Here is a 24,364-nt window from a genome sequence, read left to right as displayed (position 1 = left end):
CTTGGTTGCGTCTGACGCACCCAAGGCGGCCTTCGGTGCGTCAGACGCACCGAAGGCCACATTGGGGCGCTCGTGAGCCGCTGGGTCGACTCCGCGCGGATGGCCGTCGGCACCCTGACCACCATCCCCGTCCCCGCACCACGCGTCATCGACCGGCGCGTGGCCGGGGGCGCCATGCTGCTCGCCCCGCTCGCCGCCCTCCCCCTCGCCGCCGCGGCGGGTGCGATAGTCGCCGCCGGGCATGCCCTCCACCTCCCGACCCTCGCCGCCGCCGCGCTCGCCGTCGGGGCCGTCGCGCTCGGGAGCCGCGGACTGCACCTCGACGGGCTCGCCGACACCGCCGACGGCCTCGGTGCCTCCTACGACCGCGCCAAAGCCCTCGACGTCATGCGCCGCGGAGACTCCGGGCCCACCGGGGTCGCCACGCTCGTCCTCGTCCTGCTCGTCCAGGTCGGCGCGATCCGGGACCCCGTCGCCGCCGGGGTCGCCGTCCTCGCCGGGCGATGCACCCTCTCCATGGCCTGTGCCCGCGGCGTCCCCTCCGCCCGGCCGGACGGCCTCGGCGCGACCGTCGCCGGCTCGGTGCCCCGCGCCGCCGCCCTCGCCGTGGGCGTTGGCGCCGCCGCGCTCGCCGCGCTCGTCCCGGACCTGCCGTGGTGGCGCGGGCCGCTGGCCGTCGCCCTCGCCTACGCAGCCGCCGGAGTCCTGCTGCGAAGGTGCACCAAACGCCTCGGCGGCGTCACCGGGGACGTCCTCGGCGCCGGGGTCGAAGTCGGTGTCGCCGCCGCGCTGCTCGCGCTCGTCTGAAAGTGTCGTACCCCGCTCCTACAGTGAGCCCGTGAACCGGACCGACCGTCTCTACGCGCTCGTCGAAGAACTCCGCGCCGTCGCGCCGCGGCCGCGCAGTGCCCGCTGGCTCGCGGGCCGTTTCGAGGTCAGCGTCCGCACCGTCGAGCGGGACATCAGCGCCCTGCAGCAGTCGGGCACGCCGATCTACGCCGAGGCCGGGCGCACCGGCGGCTACTGCCTCGACAAAGCCCGCACCCTGCCGCCGGTCAACCTCACTCCCGGTGAAGCCGTCGCGATGGCGCTCGCGCTGCGGCAGCTCGAGGGCACGCCCTTCCGGGCCACCGCGCACACCGCCCTGCGCAAGCTCGTCGCCGCCATGCAGCAGGACGACGCCGCCGCGGCCCGTGACCTCGCCGCCCGCGTCCACCTGTTCGGCGAGGACGCGCCGCCGTCGATGCCCCGCGAACTCGCCGACGCGCTCGTGGCCCGGCGCGTCCTGCGCATCGGGTACGGCGACCGCGAAGGCGCCGTGACCCAGCGCGAAATCGAGCCGCTGGGCTACGTCGGCAAGCCGGAGCACTGGTACCTCGTGGCCTGGTGCCGGCTGCGCGAGGAGATCCGCGTCTTCCGCACCGACCGGATCACGTCGGTGTCCGTGACGGCCGAGGTGCCCCCGCCCCGCTCGCTGCGGCGCGAGGACCTCGACATCCCGTACGGCGTCGTGGAACAGCTCAGCTTGACGGGGTGAACACGTTGAAGTGGTTGCCCGCCGGGTCGAGCAGGTGCGCGAACTTCACGCCGCCGGGGTTCACGACCGGGCCGCGCAGGATCCGGCCGCCCGCCGCTTCGACGGTCCGGCACGTGGCGTCGACGTCTTCGACCAGCACGGTGAAGATCGCGTAGTTCTCCGTCGTCGTGAACAGCCCGCCGCGCGAGCCGCCGGTGTCGATGATCCGGTACGGCGAATCGTCCTGGGCGACCTTCCAGCCGAAGACGTCGCCGTAGAACCGTTCGGCCGCCGCCGGGTCCTCGGCGCCGATCTCGAACCAGGCGACGTCGTTGAATCCAGGCATGTCGTTCCTTTCGCTGCCACGCCGGGTGGGTCCCGGCGGCGAAGACCACTTTCGGCGGTGGCAGCGACAGCCCTCTGTCGGTGTTTACAAAAGTTTCCCGAGCGCGGCCAGGAACGCGTCCGTGGTCGCGCGGTCCCGGACCGCCAAGCGCAGGTGGTCCGGCCCGAGACCGGGGAACGTGTCCCCGCGACGCACCGCGTAACCCGCTTCACGCAGCCGAGCCCGCAGCGCCGCGCCGCCGTCGACGCGGACCAGCACGAACGGGCCGCGCGGGTCACCCAGGACCGGCACGCCGGCGTCGCGCAGGCCGGACACCAGGTACTCGCGGTCCGACTCGGCCGCGATCGCCAGCTTCTCCGCTTCCTCCAGGGCGGCCGGGCGGCAGCACGCCACCGTCGCCACCCCGGCCAAAGTGGACACCGACCACGGCACCTGGACCGCGCGAAGCCGTTCGATGACGTCGGCCGACGCGAGCACGTAGCCCGCGCGCAGCCCGGCCAGGCCCCACGTCTTCGTCAGGCTCCGCAGCACGACGACGCCCGGCACCCCGAAGGCCAGGCTCTCCACCTCGCCGGGCACCGCGTCCAGGAACGCCTCATCGACCACGAGCAGCCGCCCGGGCCGGGCCAGCGCAAGCAACGTCGAAGCCGGGTGCAGCACCGATGTCGGATTGGTCGGGTTGCCGACGAACACCAGGTCGGCGTCGGCCGGGACGAGCGCCGGGTCCAGCACGAAACCGTCCTCTTCGGACAGCAGCACCCGCGAGACGGCGTGCCCGGCGGCCCGCAGCGCGGCTTCCGGTTCGGTGAACTGCGGGTGCACGACCACCGCGTGCCGGGGCCGCAGCGCCGACGCCAGCAGTGTGAACGCCTCCGCCGCACCCGCGGTGACCAGGACCTCCGATGACGGGCGCCCGTGCCGCGCGGCAACGGCGGCCGCAGCGTCCACAGTGGACGGATAGGCAGCCAGAGTGTCCAAAGCGGACGCCAGCTCGTCCCGCAGCCACGACGGCGGCCGCGGCAGCCGGACGTTCACGGCCAGGTCGACCAGCCCCGGCCCGACCTCGCGGTCGCCGTGGTGGTGCAGGTCGTAGTCACCCATGCGCGCGCACCCGCGCCGCGAACCGCTGAGCCAGCTCGGGGTACCCGGCCCAGTGGACGTGCAGGTAGGACGCGTGCAGCGTCGCCGACGCGAAGCCGTCCAGCTGCCGGTCCCAGCCCCAGGCCGCCGACGTGCCGTGCGACGGCGTGACCTCGGTGCGGTGGAACTCGTGCCCGGTGACGCGCTGCCCGGCCGTGGCCAGCACGTTGTCCTCGACGGCGACCGCGCGCCGGTAGCCGAGCTTGCCGCGGGCGGTCATCTTGGCGTCCGCGGGCACCGCGCCGACCATCGGCTCACCGTCCAGGGACTGGCACAGGTACAGCAGCCCCGCGCACTCCGCGCTGACCGGCATGCCCCGGGCAATCGCCGAAGCCACCTCGGCCCGCAACGCCGTGTTCGCCGACAGCTCCGCCGCGTGCACCTCGGGGAACCCGCCGCCGAAGTACAGCCCGGCGCACCCGTCGGGCAACGCCTGGTCCCGCAACGGGTCGACGTCGACCACGTCGACCCCGCAGGCGGCCAGCAGCTCGATGTTCTCGGTGTAGCGGAAGGTGAACGCGGGACCGCCCGCGGCGGCGACGGTGACCCGGCGACCGTCCACACCGGACGGTGACCAGGCCGGTGCGGACAGCCGCGAAGCCCCGGTGGCGAGGGAAACGATCGCCGAAAGGTCGACGCCGTCGCGCACCCACGAAGCGAGCGCGGGCAGCACGCGCTGCGCCTCCGACGCCCGTTCCGCGGCCGGGACGAGCCCCAGGTGCCGGCTCGGCGCGTGGATCTCTTCGTTGCGGTACAACGCACCCAGCAGCGGGACGCCGGTGGCCTCCAGCGCGGACGCGATCTCGTCGAGGTGCCGCTGCGAGCCCAGCTTGTTGAGGATGACCCCGGCCAGCCGCACCCGCGTGTCGTAGGAGGCGAACCCGAGGACGGTCGCCGCGACGCTGCGGGACGCCGCCGACGCGTCGACCACCAGCACGACCGGCGCGTCCAGCAACCGGGCGACGTGCGCGGTCGAGGCGTAGCCCTCGGTCCCGAGCGCGCCGTCGAACAGGCCCATCACGCCTTCGATGACGGCGATGTCCGCCCCGGCGGAACCGTGGCGCAGCAAGGGGATCAGCTGGTCTTCGCCCTGCAGGAACGGGTCCAGGTTGCGGGCGGGCCGGCCGGTGGCCAGTGCGTGGTAGCTCGGGTCGATGAAGTCGGGGCCGACCTTGTGCCCGGACACGCGGTGCCCGGCCGCGCGCAGCGCCGCCATCAGCCCGGCGGCGACGGTGGTCTTGCCGTGCCCGGAGCCGGGCGCGGCGACGACCAGCCGCGCTACCACTCGATCCCCCGCTGGCCCTTCTGGCCGGCGTCCATCGGGTGCTTGACCTTGGTCATCTCGGCGACCAGGTCCGCGGCCTCGATCAGCTCCGGCGGCGCGTAGCGGCCGGTGATGACGACGTGCTGGTGGCCGGGCCGCGAGACCAAAGTGGACACGACGTCGTCGACTTCGAGCCAGCCCCACTTGAGCAGGTAGGAGAACTCGTCGAGGACGTAGAAGCCGTGCGTTTCGGCGGCGAGCCGGCGCTTGATCTCCGCCCAGCCCTCCCGCGCGTTCGCGGCGTGGTCCTCGTCGGTGCCGGCCTTGCGCGCCCAGCTCCAGCCCTCACCCATCTTGTGCCACTCGACGGGCCCGCCCTCGCCGGTGTCGTCGTGCAGCTTGCCCAGCGCCTTGAACGCGGCTTCCTCGCCGACGCGCCACTTCGCCGACTTGACGAACTGGAACACGCCGATCGACCAGCCCTGGTTCCAGGCCCGCAACGCCATCCCGAAGGCGGCCGTCGACTTGCCCTTCATCTCGCCGGTGTGCACGGCGAGCAGCGGCCGGTTGCGGCGCTGGCGCGTGGTCAGGCCGTCCGCCGGCACGACCGAAGGCTTTCCCTGGGGCATCAGGCGGCCTTCCCGGTCCGGGCGCGCACCGCGCCGGCCAGCGACTCGGCGGCCACCTCACCCAGCGGGACGTGCTCCGCACCCAGGTGGGCGGCGAGGTCGGCGGCCAGGCCGAGGCGCATCTTGCCGCTCTCGCAGTCCATGACGACGGCGGTGACGCCGGCCAGCAGCCCGGCCGCGGCCTGGGCGCGCGCGACGGCGTCCGGGCCGCTGGTGGCGCGCCCGTCGGTGACGACGACCAGCAGCGGACGCCGTCGCGGGTCACGGATCTCTTCGACGCGCAGCACGCGCGCGGCCTCCAGCAGGCCCTCCGCCAGGGGTGTCCGGCCGCCGGTCGGCAGGCCTTCGAGGCGGGAGGCGGCCGCGTCGACGCTGATCGTCGGCGGCAGCGCGAGTTCCGCGGCGTTGCCCCGGAAGGTCACCAGCCCGACCTTGTCCCGCCGCTGGTAGGCGTCGAGCAGCAGGGACAGCACCGCGGACTTGACCTCGCGCATCCGCGCCTTCGCCCCCATCGAGCCGGACGCGTCGACGCAGAACAGCACGAGGTTGCCTTCGCGGCCTTCGCGCAGCGCGAACCGCAGGTCGTCGGCACGCAGCTTCAGCCCGGCGCCGTCCCGGCCGCGGGCTTTCTGGTGCGGGGCCGCGGCTTTCACCGTCGCGACCAGGTGCGGGCGCCCGTCGCGGACGCTCGGGGGCTGGACGCCGATGGTCCGCCCGCTGTCGGTGATCGCGCGGGAACGACGGCCACGCTCGCCTTCACCCATGCCCTTGACGCGGAACACGCGGGCCTTGAACGTCTCGCCGGAGCCGACGGTCTTCTGCTGCCCGCCGCTTTGCTTCGGCTGCGGCTCACCCTGCGGCGCGTCCCCCTGCGGGACTTCCTGGGGCGCTTCGTCCGGCGTCGAGCCCGAGCCGGGACCGTCGTCTTCGGGGCCCGGCTCCGGCTGCTGGGCGTCCTGAAGCGCCTGCTCCAGCTGCTCTTCCGAAATGCCCGGCGCGTCGAACGGGTTCCGCCGGCGCCGGTGCGGCAGCGCGAGCCGCGCGGCGACGCGGACGTCGTCGGTGGTCACCTCGTCGCGGCCGGCCCAAGCGGCGTGCGCGACCGCGGTGCGCGCGGTGACGATGTCCGCGCGCATGCCGTCGACCTCGAAGGACGCGCAGATCTCGGCGATCTGGCGCAAGGCGTCGTCGGGAAGCTTGACCGCGGGCAGAAGCCGTTGCGCGGCTTCGATGTCCGAGGCCAGCTGAGCGTCTTCGCCGGCGTACTGGGCGGCGAAACCGTCCGGGTCGGCCTCGTAGGCCAGCCGGCGCCGGACGACCTCGACGCGCAGCTCCGGGTCGCGGCTGGAGGCGACCTCGACGGTCAGCCCGAACCGGTCCAGCAGCTGCGGCCGCAGCTCGCCCTCTTCGGGGTTCATGGTGCCGATCAGCACGAACCGCGCCGCGTGCGACACCGAGACGCCCTCGCGCTCGACGGTCGCGCGGCCCATCGCGGCGGCGTCGAGCAGGGTGTCGACGAGGTGGTCGTGCAGCAGGTTGACCTCGTCGACGTAGAGCAGCCCGCGGTGCGCGGCGGCCAGCAGGCCCGGCTGGTAGTCCGTGACGCCCTCACCCAGCGCGCGTTCCAGGTTCAGCGAGCCGACCACCCGGTCCTCGGCCGCGCCGACCGGCAGTTCCACCAGGCGGGCGGGACGCCGGTGGCTCGGCGCGGAGTCGTGCGGGCCGTCCGGGCAGACCGGGTCGGGCGCCGCGGGATCGCAGGAGAACCGGCAGCCGTCGACGACGTCGACGCCCGGCAGCAGGCCCGCGAGCGCGCGGACCATGGTCGACTTCGCGGTGCCCTTCTCGCCGCGCACCAGCACCCCGCCGACGGCGGGCGAGATCGAGGAGAGGACCAGCGCCAGGCGCAGATCCGGCATCCCGACGACGGCGGTGAACGGGTACGGCTTCAACAGCACTCCTGAGCTCGGCGACCGGCCGATCATCGCACAGCGCCCGCCTCGCTTAGGGTGGGAAATCGTGCGCGAAAAATCACGGTTGACGGTGGTGGGGATCGGGGCTGACGGGTGGTCCGGACTGTCCGAACAAGCCCAAGCTCTGGTGCTCGGCGCCGACGTCGTGATCGGGGCGCCACGGCAGCTGGCCTACCTGCCGGACGAGGTCGTGGCGGTGCCGTGGCCGTCGCCGTTGCTGCCCGGGCTCGACGCGCTGCTGGCCGAGCACGAAGGGCAGCGCGTCTGCGTCCTGGCCAGCGGTGACCCGTTTTTGTCGGGGGTCGGCACTACGCTCGTGGCACACGGATACGAGGTCGAGGCGCTGCCCGCGCTCTCGTCGGTGACACTGGCCCGGGCGCGGCTGGGCTGGTCCGCCGAGGAGACCGAAGTGGTCACGCTCGTCGGCCGGTCGTCGGCCCGGGTCGCCCGGGTGCTGGCGCCGGGGCGGCGGGTGCTGGTCCTGGGCGCCGACGCGGCGTCGTTGCGGTCACTGCTGACCGTGCGCGGCTACGGCGAGAGCGAGCTGTTCGCGCTGGAGAACCTGGGTGGGCCCGAGGAGCGCATCTCCGACGGCTGGTCGGGCGAACCCGGCTCGCTGACGGTGTTCGCGCTCGAGTGCGCCGGGCCGGCGTTGCCACTGATCGGCGTCCCGGACGACGTCTACTCCCACGACGGCCAGCTCACCAAGCGCGACCTGCGCGTTTCGGCGCTGGCGCGGCTCGCGCCGAGCCCCGGCGAGCTGCTGTGGGACATCGGCGCGGGCGCGGGCAGTGTCGGGATCGAGTGGTCGCGGCTGCACGAGCTCAACCGGGCCATCGCCATCGAGCAGGACCCCGAACGCGCCGAGCGGATCGGCCGCAACGCGCTCGACCTGGGCGTCCCCGAGCTGGAGGTGGTGACGGGCACGGCCCCCGACGTCCTGGGCACGCTCCCCCGGCCCGACGCGATCTTCGTCGGCGGTGGGCTGAGCACCCCCGGCCTGCTGGAGCTGTGCCTGGCGACGGGCGCCCGGATCGTCGCGCACGGCGTGACGCTGGAGGCCGAAGCGATCTTGGCCGACACGTACGCCGAGCACGGCGGCGAGCTGGTGCGCATCGGCGTCGAACGCGCGGCGCCGCTCGGCGGGTTCACCGGCTGGACGCCGGCGCGGACCGTGACGCAGTGGAGCAGCCGATGACCGTCCACTTCGTCGGCGCCGGCCCGGGCGCAGCGGACCTCATCACCGTGCGCGGCCGCGACCTGCTCGCCCGCTGCGGCGTCTGCCTTTACCCCGGCAGCATGACCCCGCCGGATCTCCTCGCCCATTGCGCGCCCGGCACGGAACTGGTCGACACCGCGAACCTCAGCCTCGAACAGATCGTCGCGAAGCTGGTCGCGGCCCACCAAGCCGGGCACGAGGTCGTGCGGTTGTGCTCCGGCGATCCCTCGCTCTACAGCGCCGTCGCCGAGCAGGCCCGGCGGCTCGACGCGGCCGGCGTGGCTTACGAGGTCGTTCCCGGTGTGCCCGCCTTCGCCGCGTCGGCCGCCGTTCTGCAGCGCGAACTCACCGTGCCCGAAATCGGGCAGAGCCTGGTGATCACCCGCGTCCAGGCGCGCTCCACGAAGATGCCGCCCGGCGAGACCCTCGCCGCGTTCGCCGCCACGCGGGCGACCCTCGCCCTGCACCTGGCGATCAACCACGTCGAGCGGGTGACCGAGGAACTCACGCCGCACTACGGCGCCGACTGCCCGGTCGCCGTCGTGGCGCTCGCTTCGCAGCCTGGGGAGACCATCGTGCGCGGCGTGCTGGGTGAACTTCCCGCCCTGGTCCGCGAAGCCGGGATGACCCGGGCGGCCACCATCTTCGTCGGCCGGGTGCTCGCCGCCGCCGGCTTCCCGGACAGCTTCCTCTACTCGAGTGCCCGTGACCGGGCGAACCAACCGGAGTCGTTGTGACCGAACTGCGCTGGGGCCTGCTGGCCGCCGGAACGATCGCCGCCCACTTCGCCGCCGGCGTCGAGGAGAGCAGGCACGGGACGCTGGCCGCCGTCGGCGCCCGGAAGGCCGACCGGGCCCGCGACTTCGCGGCGCGCTTCGACATCCCGAAGGCCTACGGCAGCTACGAAGACCTCCTCGCCGACCCGGACGTCGACGCCGTGTACGTCGCGACGCCGCACGCGCTGCACAAGGAATGGGCGATCGCCGCCGCCGAAGCGGGCAAGCACGTGCTGTGCGAGAAGCCGCTGACGCTCACCGCGGCCGACGCCGGGGAAGTGATCGAGGCCGCGCGCCGGAACGACGTCTTCCTGATGGAGGCGTTCATGTACCGGCTGCACCCGCAGACGCGCCGGCTGGTGGAGCTGATCGCGAGCGGGGCGATCGGCGAGGTCCGCGCGGTGGACACGACGTTCTCCTTCGACAGCAACCCGGAGGAGACCGCGCGGCTGAGCGACCCCGCGCTCGGCGGCGGCGGGATCCTCGACGTCGGCTGCTACTGCACGTCGCTCGCGCGCCTGGTCGCGCAGGCCGCGACCGGCCAGGACGTCGTCGAGCCGGCCGAAGTGAGCGGGATGGCGCGCCTGAGCGCGTCCGGCGTCGACGAGTACGCGACCTGCCTGCTGCGCCTGCCGGGCGACATCCTGGCGACGATCTCCTGCGGCATCCGGCTGACCCGCGAGGACGGCATCCGCGTGTTCGGCTCCCGCGGGCAGCTGTACGTCCCGCGGCCGGCGTGGATCCACCCGCTGCGCGCGCCGGGCGTCTCCGAGATCATCCTGACCCCGGCCGAGGGCGAGCCGGAGGTCATCGAGGTCGAAGCGACCCAGGGTGTCTTCGCACGCGAAGCGGACCACGTCGCCACGCACGTCGGGGACCGGCAGGCGCCGGAGCTGACCTGGGCCGAGACGCTGGCCAACATGCGCACGCTGGACCGCTGGCGCGAAGCGGTCGGCTACGGACACCCGTCATGACCAAGCGCCCCAATGTGGCCTTGGTTGCGTCTGACGCACCCAATGTGGCCTTCGGTGCGTCTGACGCACCGAAGGCCACATTGGGGCGCTTGGGGCGAGCGGCGGGCGGGGTGATCCTCGTTCTCGGCGGGACCGGCGAAGCGCGGAAGCTCGCCGAAGCGCTCGTAGCGCGCGAAGTCCGCGTTGTGTCTTCGCTGGCTGGACGCGTCGCACGCCCCCGGCTCCCCGTCGGCGAAGTGCGCGTAGGCGGCTTCGGCGGCGTAGACGGCCTCGCGGCGTGGTTGCGCGAGAACGACGTACGCGCCGTCGTCGACGCGACGCACCCCTTCGCCGAACGCATCGGCGCGAACGCGGCGAAAGCCGCCGAACACACCGGCATCCCGCTGCTGCGGCTGGCGCGACCCGGCTGGGAGCCGGTCAAGGGAGACGTCTGGCACTGGGCCGACGACCTCGCCGACGCCGCCCGGCAGCTGCCCGGCCTTGGCGAGCGCGTCTTCCTCACCAGCGGCCGCCAGGGCCTGCCCGCCTTCGCGCACCTCGACGACCTCTGGTTCCTCATCCGCTGCGTCGACCCGCCCGAGCCCCCGCTGCCCCGCCACCACGAGCTGATCCTCGCCCGCGGGCCGTACGAGACCGCCGCCGAACGCGAACTGCTCGAACGCGTCGACATCCTGGTCACCAAGGACTCCGGCGGCACGCTGACCAGCGCGAAACTGACCGCGGCACGCGAGCTGGGCAAACCCGTCCTCCTGGTCCGGCGGCCGCCGCGGCCGGACACGGAGACCGCCGAGACCGTGACCGAAGCCGTCGAATGGGTCCTGAACCGATGATCGAAGAGTTCTACGAAGTCCTCCGCAAGCGCCGCGACGTCCGCGGCGAGTTCACCGGCGAGCCGATCCCCGAGGCGACGCTGACGCGGATCCTCGAAGCCGCGCACGCCGCGCCCAGCGTCGGGCTCACGCAACCGTGGGACTTCGTGCTGGTCGACGACCACGCGACGCGCGAGAAGTTCGCGAAGCACGTCCACGAGGAGCGCGAGGTCTTCGCGCGGGAGCTCACCGAGGACCGCGCGAGCACCTTCGCGAACATCAAGATCGAGGGGATCCTCGAGGCGAGCCTCGGCATCGTCGTCACCTACGACCCCGCGCGCGGCGCCCCCGACGTGCTGGGCCGGCACGCCATCGCCGACGCCGGGCTGTACTCGGTCTGCCTGGCGATCCAGAACCTGTGGCTCGCCGCGACCGCGGAGGGCCTCGGCGTCGGCTGGGTCAGCTTCTACCGCGAGCCGTTCCTGGCCGAGCTGCTGGACATCCCGGCCGGGATCCGGCCGGTCGCGTGGCTGTGCGCCGGGCCGGTGAGCCGGCTGGAAACCGTACCCGACCTGGAGCGGCACGGCTGGCGTAGCCGCCGTCCCCTGACCGCGGCTTTACACCACGGGAGGTTCACCCCGCGTGACCCGGGGCCTGCGTCACCGGCCGACCGCTGACCCGTTAGCGTTGCGCCGATGCGTCTGATTGCCGTAGCACTGGGGCTGCTCTCGGCCTTGTGCGCGCTGGCTTTCCCCTTCCTGCCGGTGGTGCAGGACACGGCGGAGGTCGTCTGGCCGACGGGCAGCGACACCCGCTCCGTCAACGCGCCCTTGACCGGGTACTGGGCCCAGGACCTGCGCGCCGAGCTGCCGTGCGCGGCCATCCGCTCGGTCGACGCCCGCACGAACGGTCCCGGCCTGCTCTTCGCCACCGTGCCGGACGGCCGCACCGACCCGAACGCCGGCAAGGGTGTCGGTCTCCAGTTGCGCGTCGACAACGGCGTGCTCTTCGCCTCCAGCCAGGGCCAGCAGATCGCGCAGCAGCCGCTACCCGCCGAAAAGTGCGACGTCGAGCTGGACGTCGACGCGACGCAGATGACCCTCGCCGTGGCCGGGACGCCGATCTTCCACACCGGCGGCGACGTGCGCCCCCGCGTGGTCGGCATCTACTCCTCGATCAACTCGAGCAAGGACCCGATCGCCGGCCTGCACGTCTCGGTCGTGCCGGACACGCGCTACCAGACGTCGCCGACCGCGCTGAAGATCGTCGTCGGCGTGGTCGCCATCCTGTCGCTGATCGGCTGCATGATCGCGGTCTGGCGGCGGGACTCCGGCTTCGCGAGACGGGCCCCGCGCTGGGCGCCGGTCGGCTGGTGGCGGCTGACGCTGCGGGACGTCACGGTGATCCTCGCGCTCGGCGCGTGGGTCTTCATCGGCCCGGTGACCTCGGACGACGGCTACATCCTCACGATGGCCCGGGTCACCGAGCAGACCGGGTTCCTGACGAACTACCACCGCTGGTTCGGCGTCGCGGAGGCGCCGTTTGGCTGGTTCTACCACGTCTTCGAGCTGATGACGCACGTCAGCACGGTGCCGCCGTGGATCCGGCTGCCGTCGTTCCTGCTCGGCGTGCTCAGCTGGCTGCTGATCAGCCGCGAGGTGATGCCCCGGCTGGGCACCCAGATCCGCACCAGCCGCCCGGCCAGCTGGGCCGCCGCGACGGTGTTCCTGATCTGGTGGATGCCCTACAACAACGGCGTCCGGCCGGAGCCGGTCGCCGCGCTCGGGTCGCTGCTGGCGATCTGCGCGGTCGAGCGCACGCTGGTGACGCGGCGGCTGCTGCCGCTGTGCCTGGGCCTGACCGCGGCCGGGTTCACTCTGGCCGCGACGCCGACCGGGCTGATCGCGGTGGCGCCGTTCCTCGTCGCCGCGCGGCCGCTGTTCAAGCTGATCCGCCAGCGTGCCGGCGAAAGCGGCTGGCTGCCGGTGCTCGCGCCGGTCGCCGCGGCCGGGCTGCTGGTGCTGGTGGCGGTGTTCGCCGACCAGACGTTCGCGACCGTGCAGGAAGCCACCCGGATCCGCACCCAGGTCGGCCCGAACCTGTCGTGGTTCCAGGAGCTCGCGCGTTACCAGCTGCTGTTCGAAAACCTGCCGGACGGCTCGGCGCCGCGCCGGTTCCCGGTGCTGCTGGTCGGCCTCTGCACGGCCACCTGCCTGGTGATGCTGCTGCGCCGCGGCCGCATCCAGGGGGCGGCGCTTGGCCCCGCGCGCCGCCTGATCGGCACGACGGCGTTGTTCTTCCTGCTGCTGGCCCTGACGCCGACGAAGTGGACGCACCACTTCGGCGCGTTCGCCGCGGTCGGCGCGTCGATGGCGGCGCTGACCGCGCTCGCGACCGGCTCGACGGTGCTGCGGTCCAAACGCAACCGCGCGGCCTTCCTCGCCGGGCTGCTGGTCGTCGCCGCGCTGGCCGCGACCGGGCCGAACACCTACTGGTTCGTCTCCCGCCTCGGCGTCCAGTGGACGAACGTGGCGCCGTCGATCGGTGGCATCGGCCTGTCCACGATCCTGCTGGTGGCGGCGGCGATCGCCGGGGTCTACGCGTTCGTCGAGAACGTCCGCGCGCACCGGCCGGGCGCGCCCCCGCCGGTGCAGGAGGGCCGGCTGCGCGCGCTGCGGCTGGGTTCGCTGTCGCTGGTGGTGGTCTGCGGCCTGGTGGCGGCGGGCGAGTTCGTCACGATGGCGTGGGCGATCCACAACCAGTCCGGCAGCTACAGCCTGGGCGCGGCGAACGTCGGGCACCTGTTCGGCAAGAGCTGCAACCTGTCCGACCACGTGATGGTCGAGCGCGACGCGGCGACGAGCATCCTGCACCCGCAGACCGAGCAGCGGACGGTCGCGGAGAAGCCCAAGGAGCCGGAGAACTCCCCGCTGCCCAACCCGGACCAGGACAACGGCCGCGTCCAGACGGGCTTCCACACCCGTCCGGTCGACGACAAGGATCCCCTGGCCGAGCCGCCGCACGGGTTCACGCCGGAGAGCGTCCCGATGTGGTCGAGCTACCTGGACTCCGAGACCCGCGCGGGCCGCCTGCGCAGTGACTGGTACGCGCTGACGGAGAAGCCGGCGGACGGCCAGATCGTGGTGGCGACCGCGGGTGCCGCCCGCCGCCCGACGTCGGTCAGCCTCGACTACGGCATGAACACCCCCGAGGGCGTGAAGGTGGTGCGCAGCCAGTTCATGCTCCCGCCGGGCTCGGGCACGGGCGGCTGGAACGACACCCGCATCAACCTGCGCGACCTCCCCCCGGAGACGAACGCGGTCCGCATCAACATCGTGGACAACGACCTGACGGAGGACGGCTGGATCGCGGCGTCGGCCCCGCGCGTCCCGACGTTCACGACGTTGACGGACCGCATCGGCTCGAAGCCGGTGTACGTGGACTGGCCGGCGTCGTTCGTGTACCCGTGCGTCCAGCCGGTGACGTCGCACGACGGGATCTCGCAGGTCCCGGCCTACCGCATCACCGCGGGTGGCCTGGCGGACGAGGCGGAATGGGCGTCGTCGACCAACGGCGGGCCGATCGGGTGGCTGGAAGAGCTGGCCGAGGAGCCGGAGGTGCCGAGCTACCTGATCGGCCAGCCGAGCCAGTCGTGGGGACAGCTGCTGCAGATCGAGCCGTTCACCGAGGGCATCGCGCCGACCGTCGTGCACGGGGAGAAGACCGTGCCGGGGTGGTGGTCACCGGGCCCGGGTCCGAGCCAGCCGAACGGCAAGGACCCGACGCGCTAAGGCTTCGTCCACGCCATCCGGCGGTGGAGGTGGAAGCCGGCCCGCTCCAGGTTCGCCACGCTCGGTGAGCCGGGGCGGGCCGTCGCCACCGCCAGCGTCGCGCCCTCCGCCGCAGCCGCTTCGAGACGACGGCGCAGCAGCGTCGGCTGCGCTCCCCGGCCACGGAACCCGGCGAGCGTCGACGCCGCGCCGAGGATCGCGACGCCGCGGTCGATCGTGAGGCCCGCGGCCGCGATCGGCGTCCCGCCTTCCGACAGCAGGAACCGGCGCACGATCGGGAGCCGGTGTTCCGCGGTCATGTACGCGGCCACCGGCCCGCCGACCTCGAACCCGGCCAGCAGTACGCGCAGGAAGACCTCCGCGTCGGCCTCGTCCGGCGGCGGCGCCGGCGCGGGTTCGAGCCGCCGGACGGCCAGGAACCGCTCGCCCGCCGGCGCCAGGCCCGGCACCGGCAGCCCGGCCGGAGCCACCACCGTCGGGCCGACGCCGGCCCAGCCGGGCGAACGCAGCAGACCGGCTACTTCGGGCAGCGTCTCCGGCGTCACCCCGGTGACCGTCGACAGGTATGCGAGCGCGGGATCGGTGGCCAGCACCGCCAGCAGTCCCGCGTGCTCCCACGCCCGGAAGCGGCCGGGCACCCCCGCGGCCGACGCCGCCGTGCCGGCCAGCGCCGCCCGGCGGTGCAAGGCCGTCTCGGCCGTCAGTAGCTGCGCGGGGTCCACACCACCCCGTTCGCCACCCGGGTCCGCGACGAGCCCACGATCAGCAGGCACCGCATGTCCACTGTGGACGGATCGAGGTCGCCCAGCGTCGTGACGCGGATGTCCTCCTCCGGGCCGCCCACGTCGCGGGCCACCACCACCGGCGTCTCCGGCGTCCGGTGCCGCAGCAGCACGTCGCGCGCCGAAGCGAGCTGGGTCGTGCGAGTCCGCGAAGCCGGGTTGTACAGCGCCAGCACCAGATCCGCCTCGGCCGCCGCGTTCAGGCGCTTCTCGATGATCTCCCACGGCTTCAGCCGGTCCGACAGCGAGAGCACGCAGTAGTCGTGCCCGAGCGGGGCCCCGACCCGGGAAGCCGCCGCCTGCGCCGCCGTCACGCCCGGCACGATCCGCACCCGGACCCCGGCGCCGTGCCCGGCCGCGACCTGCTCCAGCACCGCCGACGCCATCGCGAACACCCCCGGATCCCCCGAGGAAACCACCGCGACCCGCGCGCCGGAAGCGGCCAGGGACAAGGCTTCGACCGCCCGCTCGGCCTCCACCCGGTTGCCCGACGCGTGCCGCTGCTGGCCCGCCTTCTGCGGCACCCGCGCGACGTACGGACCGTATCCCACGATGTGCTCGGCCTCGGAAAGCTCCGCCGAAGCCTCCGGGGTCAGCCACTCCGGACCCGCCGGACCGAGCCCGACCACCACGACCTCACCGGTGACGGTGACCGGAACCGAAGGCGGGGCGGGCGAAATCCGGGACGCGTAAGCCGGCGAAGGCAGCAGAGCGAGCGAGAAGTACGGCACCGTCGAAGGGTCCACGTCCGCCAGTGGTGAGACCCGCTGCTCACCCCAGGTCGCCCGCTCGACGTACAAGGCGTCTTCGAGCTTCCCGGCTTCGGCGAACGCTTCCCGCACCGAACCGAACGTCCGGCCGAGCTTCAGGACCGCCGCGGAGTCGGTGTCGGCCAGGCGCCGGGCCAGCTCCGGCGCGGGCAGCGTGCCCGGGAGTACCGTCAGCACCTCGTCGCGCTGCACCAGCGGCCGGCCGAGCACCGACGACGCCGCGCTCACCGACGTCACGCCCGGCACGACCACGGCCGGGAACCGCCCGGAAAGCCGTTCGTGCATGTACATGTAGGAGCCGTAGAAGAACGGGTCGCCCTCGCAGAGCAGGACGACGTCGCGGCCCGCGTCGAGGTGCTCGGCGAGCCGTTTCGCGCTCAGCTCGTAGAAATCGGCGATCGCGCCCTCGTAGCCGCCGGGGTGGTCGGTCGTCTCGGTCGTGACCGGGTAGACGAGCTTCTCCTCGATCTGTCCCTCGCGCAGGTAGGGCTCGGCGACCGAGCGCGCGATGCTGCGCCCGTGCCGCGCGCAGTGGTAAGCGATCACCGACGCTTCGGAGATCAGCCGCGCGGCCTTGACCGTCATCAGTTCCGGGTCGCCGGGGCCGAGCCCGACGCCGTACAGCGTGCCGGTCATTCTTCGGCGCTCGCGAGGGCGTTGATCGCCGCGACGGCCATGGCGCTGCCGCCGCGCCGTCCGTGCACGACCAGGTACGGCGCGGGCGCCCGCTTCGCGAGCTCCACTTTGGACTCGATCGCGCCGACGAACCCGACCGGGACGCCGATGATCGCCGCGGGCGCGCCGACGCCTTCGTCGAGCAGCTCCAGCAGGCGGAACAGCGCGGTCGGCGCGTTGCCGATCGCCACGACCGAGCCGGGCAGCTTGTCGCGCCACAGCTCCAGGGCCGCGGCCGAGCGCGTGGTCCCCATGCGTTCGGCCAGCGAAGGCACCGAGGGGTCCGCCAGCGTGCAGAGCACTTCGTTGTCCGCGGGCAGGCGGCGCCGGGTGACGCCGCTGGCGATCATCCGCGCGTCGCACAGGATCGGCGCGCCGTTCTCCAGCGCGGCCCGGCCGGATTCGACGACGTCGAGCGTGTAGCGCAGGTCGTCGACCAGATCGACCATGCCGCAGGCGTGGATCATCCGGACCGCCAGGCCCGCCACGTCGTCGGGGAGGATCGCCAGGTCCGCCTCTTCGCGGATCGTGGCGAACGAGTGCCGGTAGATCTCGGCACCGTCCCGCAGGTAGTCGATCACAGGTTCCCTTCCATCTCGTCGAGCGGCACCCACCGGCCGTCGATGCGGTAGCCCCCCGCTTCGGCGACAACGTCCACATGGGACTGTGACGGCTTCCCGCACCGCCGTTCACAGCCCGAAAAGTGCGCGCGCAGCCCGGGCCGGAACACGGCGTCGGCACGCACGTCGGCGCGCGACTTCGCACAGCCGGGCCGGCCGATGCAGGCGCTGGTCCCCAGTTCGGCCCCACCGAACCCCAACCGTGCGAAGACGTCGGCGGGCACGTCCGGGAGCACGACGGATTTCCAGGGCGTGACCAGCGCGGGCCCGTACTCGGCCAGTGCCCGGGCCTCAACCGCCGAAAGCTGCCCGAAGCGCGGCTTGACGGCCGCCGCGAGACCGCTGTCGCGCTCGATGAGCCCCGCCGGGATTTCCGCCGGGAGCCACCGCACCGGTGCCCCACGCCAGGCCGGGTCGTCGAGTTCCGCGACCCGCCAGGCCGATCCGCGCACGCGCAGGAACTCGAGCGCGACCTCGGCCAGCGTCGCGACGGCGTCGGCGCGGGCCACCAGCCGTCCGGTGTCGCCGCCGGCGAGCAGCAACGTCCCTTCGTCGGCGTCGAGCGCGCGCCAGCAGACGTCGGCGCCTTCCCCGGCGACGTCGCCGCGGCCGTCGTCGAAGGCGAAGAGGAAGCGGCCCGGCAGCGAAGCCAGCTCCGGCGTGGCACACAGGCGGACGTCGAGCGCGGCGGCCAGGCCCCGGACGTCGGCGAGCCCGCCGCGCAGGCCGCTCAACGGCGACGCGAGGACGTTGCGGACCCGTTCGTGCGACGGCGACGGCAGCAGGCCCGCGTCGGTGAGCCGGGCCGCGAGCCCGGGCCGGGTGACACCACGCAACTGGACGTTGCCGCGTGAAGTGAGGTGGAGGTCGCCGTCGCCGCACGCCTCGGCGCACTCGGCGAGCGCGCGCAGCTGCGCCGCGGAAACCGCGCCGCCGGGCAGCCGCACCCGGGCCAACGGGCCGTCGGCGGCGTCGTGGGGTGCGAATACCCCCGGGCACGCGTCGGCTCGCACACGCGCTGGGGTCGGCATGGGGTCACTGTAGCTGGCGGTTTTCCGGCTCCGGCGGGTCCGAGCGCGGCCGGATCCGGGCGGTCCCGGCCTCGAGGTCCACGTCACGCAGGGGTGGCGCGCCGTCGGCGTCGGTCTCGACGAGCATCGACATCGTTTCCCGGTGTTCCAGCTCACGCCGCTTGGTGCCGTAGAGGAACGCGGTCGTCTCGTCGAGGTAGGTCGCGGACAGCCGCGCCTTGAACCGCGAGCCCCTCTTGCGCGGCCGCAGTTCGACCGCGGCCACGACCAGCAGGATCAGGACGCCGCCCGGCAGAGCCAGCCCCAGCCAAGTACCCATGCCCGGCGAACCGGGTGACCGCCGGTCAAGTTCCCGGAGCCGCAGAACTCTGATCATATGTAGTAGGTGTGCTACATTCGATCGCATCAGTCAGATGGGGGTGACGTGATGAGAGATCCAGCGGAACCCGTCGTCCGCGCACGCGGGCTGCGGATGCGCTACGGCGCGAACGACGTGCTGCACGGCGTCGAGTTCGAGGCGTACCGGGGCGAGGTCGTCTGCCTGCTCGGGCCGAACGGCGCGGGCAAGACGACGACGATCGAGATCCTCGAGGGCTTCCGGATGCGGTCGGCCGGCGAGGTCAGCGTGCTGGGTGTCGACCCGGCGCGCGGCGGCGAAGACTGGCGGGCGCGGCTGGGGGTCGTGCTCCAGTCGTGGCGCGACCACGGGAAGTGGCGCGTGCGCGAGCTGCTCGCGCACCTCGGCCGGTACTACGCGCCGTATTCGACGGCGTCGCACGTGCGGCCGTGGGACGCCGACGAGCTGATCGCCGCGGTCGGGCTCACCGAGCACGCGCACAAGAAGATCAAGACCCTTTCGGGCGGCCAGCGGCGGCGGCTCGACGTCGCGATCGGCATCGTCGGCCGGCCCGAGCTGCTCTTCCTCGACGAGCCGACCGCGGGTTTCGACCCGGAGGCGCGGCGCGAGTTCCACGACCTCGTGCACCGGCTGTCCGACGAGCTGGCCACCACGATCCTGCTGACCACGCACGACCTCGACGAGGCCGAGAAGCTGGCCGACCGGATCCTCATCCTCAACGGCGGCCGCATCATCGCCGACGGCTCGGCCGACGCGCTGAGCCGGCAGATCTCCGGCGAGGCCGAGGTCCGCTGGACGCTCGATGGCCAGCGGTTCGTCCACTCGACGACCGAAGCGACGAAGTACGTGTACGACCTGTTCAAGCAGCACGGCGAGGCCGTCGCGGACCTCGAGGTCCGGCGCGCGTCGCTGGAGGACACCTACATGACGCTGGTCCACCGCGCCGAAGCCGGTGGCGAGACGGAGCTCGGCCTCCAGGAAGCGGGTGCGCGATGAACGCCCCCACCGCCGCGCTGCGGGCCGGGGTGGCCCGCGGCTGGATCGAGTTCAAGCAGACGTGGACCAACCGCGACGACGTCGTCGGCCAGTTCGTCTTCGTCGCGCTCTTCCTCGGCACGCTGTTCTTCATGCGCAACGCGCACCTGCCCGGCACCACGTTCTCGCTCGGCGCGGCCACCGTGCCCGGCGTGCTCGGCGCCGGGATCGTGTTCAACGGGCTGAACAGCGCGGCCGGCTACCTGGCCGTCGACCGCGAGGACGGCACGCTGCTGCGTGCCAAGGCGACCCCGAACGGCATGCTCGGCTACCTGGTCGGGAAGACGACGGCGCTGTCGCTGGCGCAGGTCACCGGCATCCTGCTGGTGCTGGTCCCCTGCCTGTTCCTGTTCGACTCGCTGGCCCCGGACGGCGCCTGGTCGTACGTGCACCTGCTGTGGGTGCTGGCGCTCGGGCTGGTGGCGACGCTGCCGCTCGGGGCGGCGCTGGGGTCGCTCACCAACAGCCCGCGGTCCATCGCGCTGATCACGCTGCCGATCATGGGCCTGGGCGCCATTTCGGGGATCTTTTACCCGGTCACCGCGCTGCCGTCCTGGGTGCAGGGCATCGCGCAGGTGTTCCCGATGTACTGGCTGGGCCTCGGCATGCGCTCGGCGTTGCTGCCGGACAGCGCGGTGGTCGTCGAAATCGGCCAGTCGTGGCGGCCGTTGCCGACCCTCGCGGTACTGCTCGCGTGGTCCGTGCTCGGATTGGCGCTGGCCCCGGTGCTGCTGCGCCGCATGGCGCGGCGGGAAGCGGGTTCGTCGGTGGCGCAGCGCCGGGAGAAGGCCATGCAGCGTGTGGGGTAGTGATGAGTGAGGTCGTCTACAACCGGATCGCGATGCTGCGCGCGGAGCGGTCGATCTCCCGGCGCCAGCTGGCGGAGGCCCTGGGCGTGCACTACCAGACGATCGGCTACCTCGAACGCGGCGAGTACAGCCCGTCGCTGTACCTGGCCCTCCGGATCGCGGAGTTCTTCGAGGTCTCGGTGGAGGTCTTGTTCTCCACGAAACCCTTCCCCCGCCTCGGAGACACCGAACGCTCCGCGTGATCGGAACGCCAACTCGCGTGATGGGGGAGTCAACTCAAGTGATTGGCGGGTCGACACGGCTCGCACGTCGTGTCGACCCTTCAATCACGCGTGTCGACTCCCCGATCACGCGAGTCGACCCTTCCCTCACGGCTTGGTGAGGTCTGCTTCCGTCAGGGCTCGGACCACGTCCGCCCGGCGTTGCGGGGATTCCCGGACCGTGCGGCTCATCTCGACGTGCAGGAAGACCGTGCCGTCGGTCGCGGCCATCTTGCCCTGGACGTTCGTCGTGCCTTCGAGGCCCTTGCAGCGCTCCTCCCAGGCCCGGCACACCTGGAAGCCGTCGGCGGTCAGCCGCTCCGCCGCGCGGCGGGCCGCGTCGCCGGCGAGCGTGGCGCCCGAGGACAGCACGATGTCCGTCGAGGGCAGGTTCTGGTCGTGGAAGCCGTGCAGCTGCACCTGCGCCAGTCCGCGACCGGCCAGCCCGGACGCCACGACGTGGAACACCGAATCCTCCTCGTGCGCGACGTCGGCCTTGCTGTCGTCGGCCTTCCGGTGCGCCCCGGCGATCAGGAGCACCGCACCGGGCACCTTCCGGAACAGGTCGACGCCGAACAGCTCGGTCCGCAGGTCGAACGCCGGGTGCGGGACCTCGACCACCAGCGACGGCGGCGCCGTCCGGTCGATCACGTACATCCCCCACGCCCGCTCGCTGCCCGGCTTGTCGACGGCGATCGTGTACGCCCGCCCGGTCGCCGGATCGACGCCGTCGCGCACCGAAAAACCGAGCTTTTCGAAGTCCGCCGTGCCCCGGTGATCGAGAATCGCCGCGAAACCGGCCGCCGCCGTACGACGTTCGTCGGCTTTCGGTGAACGGTAGGGCTGGTCCGCGGACAGGCCGGATGTGAAGTCGGTTACCAGGGAATCCAAACCGGCCTCCGGGGCGGGCGGTGCGGGGTTCGGTGACCCGTCGTCACCGAGGATCAGGACCAGGGTGAGCACCAAGGCCAGCGCGACGGCCACACCGGCCACGCTCAGCAACATCCGCGGTCGGCTGATCACCACTCGGAGTGTACTGATGCCGCTCTGCATCAACCGTTAACCACGGTTTGTCCCTCGATGGGGGTAGTTGTAACGTCACTTCACGCTCCATTGATACCTTCACGTGACCCGAACGGGTGGGCGTTCCAGTATCGGCTGATCTTGGCCGGCGATCCTCCGGGATCGCGCGACGGAAAGGGCCTGGGGGGACCAGGTTGAACCAGCGAAAAGATCGTGCGGCACGGCTGCGCGCGCAGATTCCGGAGGCGGGCTTCCCCCGCGGCGCCGGCGTCGCGTCCGCCGCCACCTTCGTTCTGCTGCTGCTCATCGCCGCCTTCACCGCGCTTTACCTGTCGACCGCCGGGCCGCTGTCGCTGATCCGCGCGAACGACGCGGCCGGCCGCGTCCCGGACGAGGTGACCGCCGGCCAGCAGCGCACCACCGCCGGCCTGGCGCAGAGCGTCGCGACGTCGGCCACGGCCGCCGCGGGTGACCTGCAGGTCGCGGCCGGCTCCGGGGTGTTCGACACCGCCGACGACACGGCGCTGCTCACCCGCCTCGGCGAGACGTACGAGGACTGGCGCGGCGTCGTCGTCTACGACCCGGCCGCGCAGAAGGTCCTGGCCACGCGCGGCGAACCGGTGCCGGTGGAGACCCTGCGCGGCGTCGCCGTCGCGAACCTCACCGTCCGCCCGGTCGCCCGGCCCGGGGACACCCCGCTCGTGCTGACCGCGCTCCCGCTCACCGGGGCACGCGCCGGCAAGCTGCTCGTCGTCTCGACGGCCTTGCGCGGCACCACCGGCGACCTCGACAAGGACAGCCAGCAGCAGGTCCGGCTGGTCACCGCGGACGGCGCGCTGCTGCACACCCACGGCGCCGACATCGCCGCGACCGACCGCCCGGCCCAGGAGCTGCTCGCCCGCGCCGCCACCGCGGCCGCCGCCGGCCAGTCCGGCGTCTTGACCGGCGACGCCGTGAGCGAGAAGGGCCCACGGGGAGTCAGCACCGAGCGCGCTCCTTTGGTTTCTTACGCGCCGGTCACGCCTTCGAGCATCGGCGGCAGCCTGGGCCTGTCCGTGGTCTCGTTCAGCCGCTTCCCGGTCGAGGCCGTGCCGGCGCGCTGGCCCGGCCTGATCCCCGCCGCCGCGCTGCTCGCGCTGGCCGTCGCCGGCTTCGTGCTGCTGCGGCGCGCGGTCGTCGCGCCGATCCGGCGGCTGCGGACCGACGCGCTCGCCGTCGCGGCCGGCGAGCTCGGCAAGCCGGTCCGCCCCTCGCGGATCCGCGAGGTCAATCGCGTGACGACGGCGATGGAGCGGTACCGCTCGAAGCTGCGTCGCCGCAAGCCCGCGCCGAAGGTGCGCCCGTTCGTCTCCGCCCAGCTGGTCATCGTCCTGGTCGCGCTGGCCCTGCTCGGCTGGTCGGGCGCGGTCGCCGCGACGCTCGGGCGGCAGCACGCCGACGTGTCGCCGACCATGCTCAGCGAGCACGGCGTCCGCGTCACGCGCTCGGCCGACACCCTGCGCCGCAGCCTCGCCGAGGGCCTGACCGACCTGCAGGCCGTCGCCCGGCTCGGCAAGGGCAAGGAGCCCGACCAGCTGCGCGGCATGCTCGACCGGCTGGCCGACACCGAAAGCCGGTTCCGCAGCGTCTACGTCGCCGACGCCGACGGCGCGGTCCGGCTGCTGGCCGGGCGCGAGTCGCTGCGCGATCCGGTGAAGCTGCCCGAAGGCGAAGGCCTGCGCCAGCACAACACCAGCGGCCGGGTGCCCATCGTCTACGCCTTCACGCCGCTGCCGGACTCGAAGAACGTCCTGGTCGGCGAGTACGACGTGCCGCGGATGGCCGAGCTGCTCGGGTCGGCGGGCGGCCGGGTCCGGGTCGTCGACGAGGGCAAGCGCACCATCGCCGACACCGAGGGCTACCTCGCGTTCAGCGCGCTCACCGATCCGGCGCTGATCAAGAACGTCGACGCGGCGCAGTCCGGCAAGGACGCCCGCGAGACGACGCCGGGCGCGCTCGTCGCGGCCCAGCGGGTGGCCGACAAGGGCAACGCCGCCGCGCTGAAGTGGGTCGTCGTCGCCGAGCAGCCGATCGGGTCGCTCGGGGTCGCCGACAACACCGTCCGCTCGGGCGCGCGGGTCGCCGCGCTGCTCACCGCCGTCGTCGCGCTGATGCTGTTCGCCTGGCACCTGCTGGTGGTCGTGCGGCCGCTGCGCCGGGTCGGCGAAGAGGCGAGCCGGATCGCGGCCGGTGAGACCGGCGCCGTCGTCTACCCGCAGCGGCAGGACGAGATCGGCACGATCGCCTCCTGCGTCGAGATCTGCCGCCAGGCCCTGACCGACGGCCGCGACCGCCTCGGCGAGGTCCGGCGCCCCACCGGCGCGGCGACCGACGAGACCGAGCTGCTGCAGAAGATCGTGGACGAGCCGGAACCGGCCCCCGAACCGAAGCCGAAGCCGCAGTCGCCACCCCGGCCGCGCGCGGCCCGGCCGCGGCCGCAGACACCGCCGCGGATACCGGCCCGGACACCCGAAGAGAAGGCCAAGAGCGACTACCTCAGCTGGCTGGACGGGGCCGGGGTCTGA

23 protein-coding genes are annotated in these 24,364 nt (G+C 73.1%); 12 read left to right on the top strand and 11 right to left on the bottom strand.

The window, feature by feature from the left end:
• The first annotated feature begins 99 nt into the window (after positions 1-99).
• Together M8542_RS39010 and M8542_RS50480 are read left to right on the top strand one after the other, a co-directional pair.
• Positions 100-807, top strand: a complete 708-nt coding sequence (locus tag M8542_RS39010; protein WP_257925494.1) for an adenosylcobinamide-GDP ribazoletransferase — start codon at positions 100-102, stop codon at positions 805-807.
• Positions 808-838: 31 nt separating this feature from the next.
• Positions 839-1,537, top strand: a complete 699-nt coding sequence (locus tag M8542_RS50480; RefSeq protein WP_257925390.1) for a helix-turn-helix transcriptional regulator — start codon at positions 839-841, stop codon at positions 1,535-1,537.
• Here M8542_RS50480 and M8542_RS39000 read toward each other — a convergent pair.
• From M8542_RS39000 to M8542_RS38980, 5 genes are all read right to left on the bottom strand, one after another.
• Positions 1,521-1,862 (bottom strand): VOC family protein, encoded by a 342-nt coding sequence (locus M8542_RS39000; RefSeq protein WP_257925389.1) that lies wholly within the window; start codon positions 1,860-1,862, stop codon positions 1,521-1,523. The genes M8542_RS50480 and M8542_RS39000 overlap by 17 nt on opposite strands.
• 84 nt (positions 1,863-1,946) lie before the next feature.
• Positions 1,947-2,963 carry an Rv2231c family histidinol phosphate aminotransferase CobC gene (gene cobC, locus M8542_RS38995; protein ID WP_257925388.1) on the bottom strand — a complete coding sequence of 339 codons (1,017 nt, stop codon included), beginning with the start codon at positions 2,961-2,963 and terminating at the stop codon, positions 1,947-1,949.
• Entirely contained in the window at positions 2,956-4,287 is a 1,332-nt protein-coding gene (locus M8542_RS38990; protein ID WP_257925387.1) for a cobyrinic acid a,c-diamide synthase CobB, read from the bottom strand. The genes cobC and M8542_RS38990 overlap by 8 nt, the downstream gene beginning before the upstream one ends.
• Complete coding sequence (cobO, locus tag M8542_RS38985; protein WP_257925386.1) at positions 4,281-4,895, bottom strand: cob(I)yrinic acid a,c-diamide adenosyltransferase; 615 nt, start codon at positions 4,893-4,895, stop codon at positions 4,281-4,283. Before cobO ends, M8542_RS38990 begins: the two co-directional genes overlap by 7 nt.
• Complete coding sequence (locus M8542_RS38980) at positions 4,895-6,847, bottom strand: putative cobaltochelatase (protein WP_257925385.1); 1,953 nt, start codon at positions 6,845-6,847, stop codon at positions 4,895-4,897. The genes cobO and M8542_RS38980 overlap by 1 nt, the downstream gene beginning before the upstream one ends.
• Before the next feature lie 67 nt (positions 6,848-6,914).
• Between M8542_RS38980 and cbiE the strand changes: the two genes are divergently transcribed.
• The 6 genes from cbiE to M8542_RS38950 all read left to right on the top strand — a co-directional run bounded on the left by cbiE (position 6,915) and on the right by M8542_RS38950 (position 14,437).
• Positions 6,915-8,066, top strand: a complete 1,152-nt coding sequence (cbiE, locus tag M8542_RS38975) for a precorrin-6y C5,15-methyltransferase (decarboxylating) subunit CbiE (protein WP_257925384.1) — start codon at positions 6,915-6,917, stop codon at positions 8,064-8,066.
• Positions 8,063-8,824 (top strand): precorrin-4 C(11)-methyltransferase, encoded by a 762-nt coding sequence (gene cobM / locus M8542_RS38970; protein WP_257925383.1) that lies wholly within the window; start codon positions 8,063-8,065, stop codon positions 8,822-8,824. Before cbiE ends, cobM begins: the two co-directional genes overlap by 4 nt.
• A complete protein-coding gene (locus M8542_RS38965; RefSeq protein ID WP_257925382.1) occupies positions 8,821-9,837 on the top strand; it encodes a Gfo/Idh/MocA family protein in 1,017 nt (338 codons plus the stop codon). Before cobM ends, M8542_RS38965 begins: the two co-directional genes overlap by 4 nt.
• A gap of 110 nt (positions 9,838-9,947) precedes the next feature.
• Complete coding sequence (locus M8542_RS38960) at positions 9,948-10,667, top strand: cobalt-precorrin-6A reductase (RefSeq protein WP_257925493.1); 720 nt, start codon at positions 9,948-9,950, stop codon at positions 10,665-10,667.
• Positions 10,664-11,323, top strand: a complete 660-nt coding sequence (gene bluB, locus M8542_RS38955; RefSeq protein WP_257925381.1) for a 5,6-dimethylbenzimidazole synthase — start codon at positions 10,664-10,666, stop codon at positions 11,321-11,323. Before M8542_RS38960 ends, bluB begins: the two co-directional genes overlap by 4 nt.
• Positions 11,324-11,341: 18 nt before the next feature.
• Positions 11,342-14,437 (top strand): arabinosyltransferase domain-containing protein, encoded by a 3,096-nt coding sequence (locus M8542_RS38950; protein WP_257925380.1) that lies wholly within the window; start codon positions 11,342-11,344, stop codon positions 14,435-14,437.
• Here M8542_RS38950 and M8542_RS38945 read toward each other — a convergent pair.
• Genes M8542_RS38945 through M8542_RS38925 form a run of 5 tightly spaced genes read right to left on the bottom strand, consistent with a single transcriptional unit; the run spans position 14,434 to position 18,634 of the window.
• Positions 14,434-15,159: a hypothetical protein gene (locus M8542_RS38945; RefSeq protein ID WP_257925379.1), complete on the bottom strand. Its 726-nt coding sequence runs from the start codon at positions 15,157-15,159 to the stop codon at positions 14,434-14,436. The genes M8542_RS38950 and M8542_RS38945 overlap by 4 nt on opposite strands.
• A complete protein-coding gene (locus M8542_RS38940; protein ID WP_257925378.1) occupies positions 15,138-16,625 on the bottom strand; it encodes a precorrin-2 C(20)-methyltransferase in 1,488 nt (495 codons plus the stop codon). Before M8542_RS38940 ends, M8542_RS38945 begins: the two co-directional genes overlap by 22 nt.
• Positions 16,622-17,245: a precorrin-8X methylmutase gene (locus M8542_RS38935; protein WP_257925377.1), complete on the bottom strand. Its 624-nt coding sequence runs from the start codon at positions 17,243-17,245 to the stop codon at positions 16,622-16,624. Before M8542_RS38935 ends, M8542_RS38940 begins: the two co-directional genes overlap by 4 nt.
• Positions 17,242-18,315 (bottom strand): ferredoxin-like domain-containing protein, encoded by a 1,074-nt coding sequence (locus M8542_RS38930; protein WP_257925376.1) that lies wholly within the window; start codon positions 18,313-18,315, stop codon positions 17,242-17,244. The genes M8542_RS38935 and M8542_RS38930 overlap by 4 nt, the downstream gene beginning before the upstream one ends.
• Positions 18,316-18,319: 4 nt before the next feature.
• A complete protein-coding gene (locus tag M8542_RS38925) occupies positions 18,320-18,634 on the bottom strand; it encodes a DUF6191 domain-containing protein (protein ID WP_257925375.1) in 315 nt (104 codons plus the stop codon).
• A 108-nt stretch (positions 18,635-18,742) separates the two neighbouring features.
• Here M8542_RS38925 and M8542_RS38920 point away from each other — a divergent pair, with 108 nt between their 5' ends.
• From M8542_RS38920 to M8542_RS38910, 3 genes are read left to right on the top strand one after another with little or no spacing between them, the layout of a single operon-like run.
• Positions 18,743-19,669: an ABC transporter ATP-binding protein gene (locus M8542_RS38920; RefSeq protein ID WP_257925374.1), complete on the top strand. Its 927-nt coding sequence runs from the start codon at positions 18,743-18,745 to the stop codon at positions 19,667-19,669.
• Positions 19,666-20,517, top strand: coding sequence for an ABC transporter permease (locus M8542_RS38915; protein WP_257925373.1), 852 nt, complete (start codon positions 19,666-19,668; stop codon positions 20,515-20,517). Before M8542_RS38920 ends, M8542_RS38915 begins: the two co-directional genes overlap by 4 nt.
• Before the next feature lie 2 nt (positions 20,518-20,519).
• On the top strand, positions 20,520-20,759 hold the full coding sequence (locus M8542_RS38910; protein ID WP_257925372.1) for a helix-turn-helix transcriptional regulator: 240 nt from the start codon (positions 20,520-20,522) through the stop codon (positions 20,757-20,759).
• A 126-nt stretch (positions 20,760-20,885) separates the two neighbouring features.
• Here M8542_RS38910 and M8542_RS38905 read toward each other — a convergent pair whose 3' ends face one another.
• Entirely contained in the window at positions 20,886-21,800 is a 915-nt protein-coding gene (locus tag M8542_RS38905; protein ID WP_257925371.1) for a hypothetical protein, read from the bottom strand.
• Between the two features lie 194 nt (positions 21,801-21,994).
• On the opposite strand from M8542_RS38905, the gene M8542_RS38900 reads away from it, so the two are divergent.
• Positions 21,995-24,364 carry a HAMP domain-containing protein gene (locus M8542_RS38900; protein ID WP_257925370.1) on the top strand — a complete coding sequence of 790 codons (2,370 nt, stop codon included), beginning with the start codon at positions 21,995-21,997 and terminating at the stop codon, positions 24,362-24,364.

The organism is Amycolatopsis iheyensis, from assembly GCF_024703995.1.
In the GTDB taxonomy this organism is placed as follows: domain Bacteria; phylum Actinomycetota; class Actinomycetes; order Mycobacteriales; family Pseudonocardiaceae; genus Amycolatopsis; species Amycolatopsis iheyensis.
The sequence above is the reverse complement of the archived record's forward strand: the minus strand, read 5'-3'. Positions and strand labels throughout refer to the sequence as shown.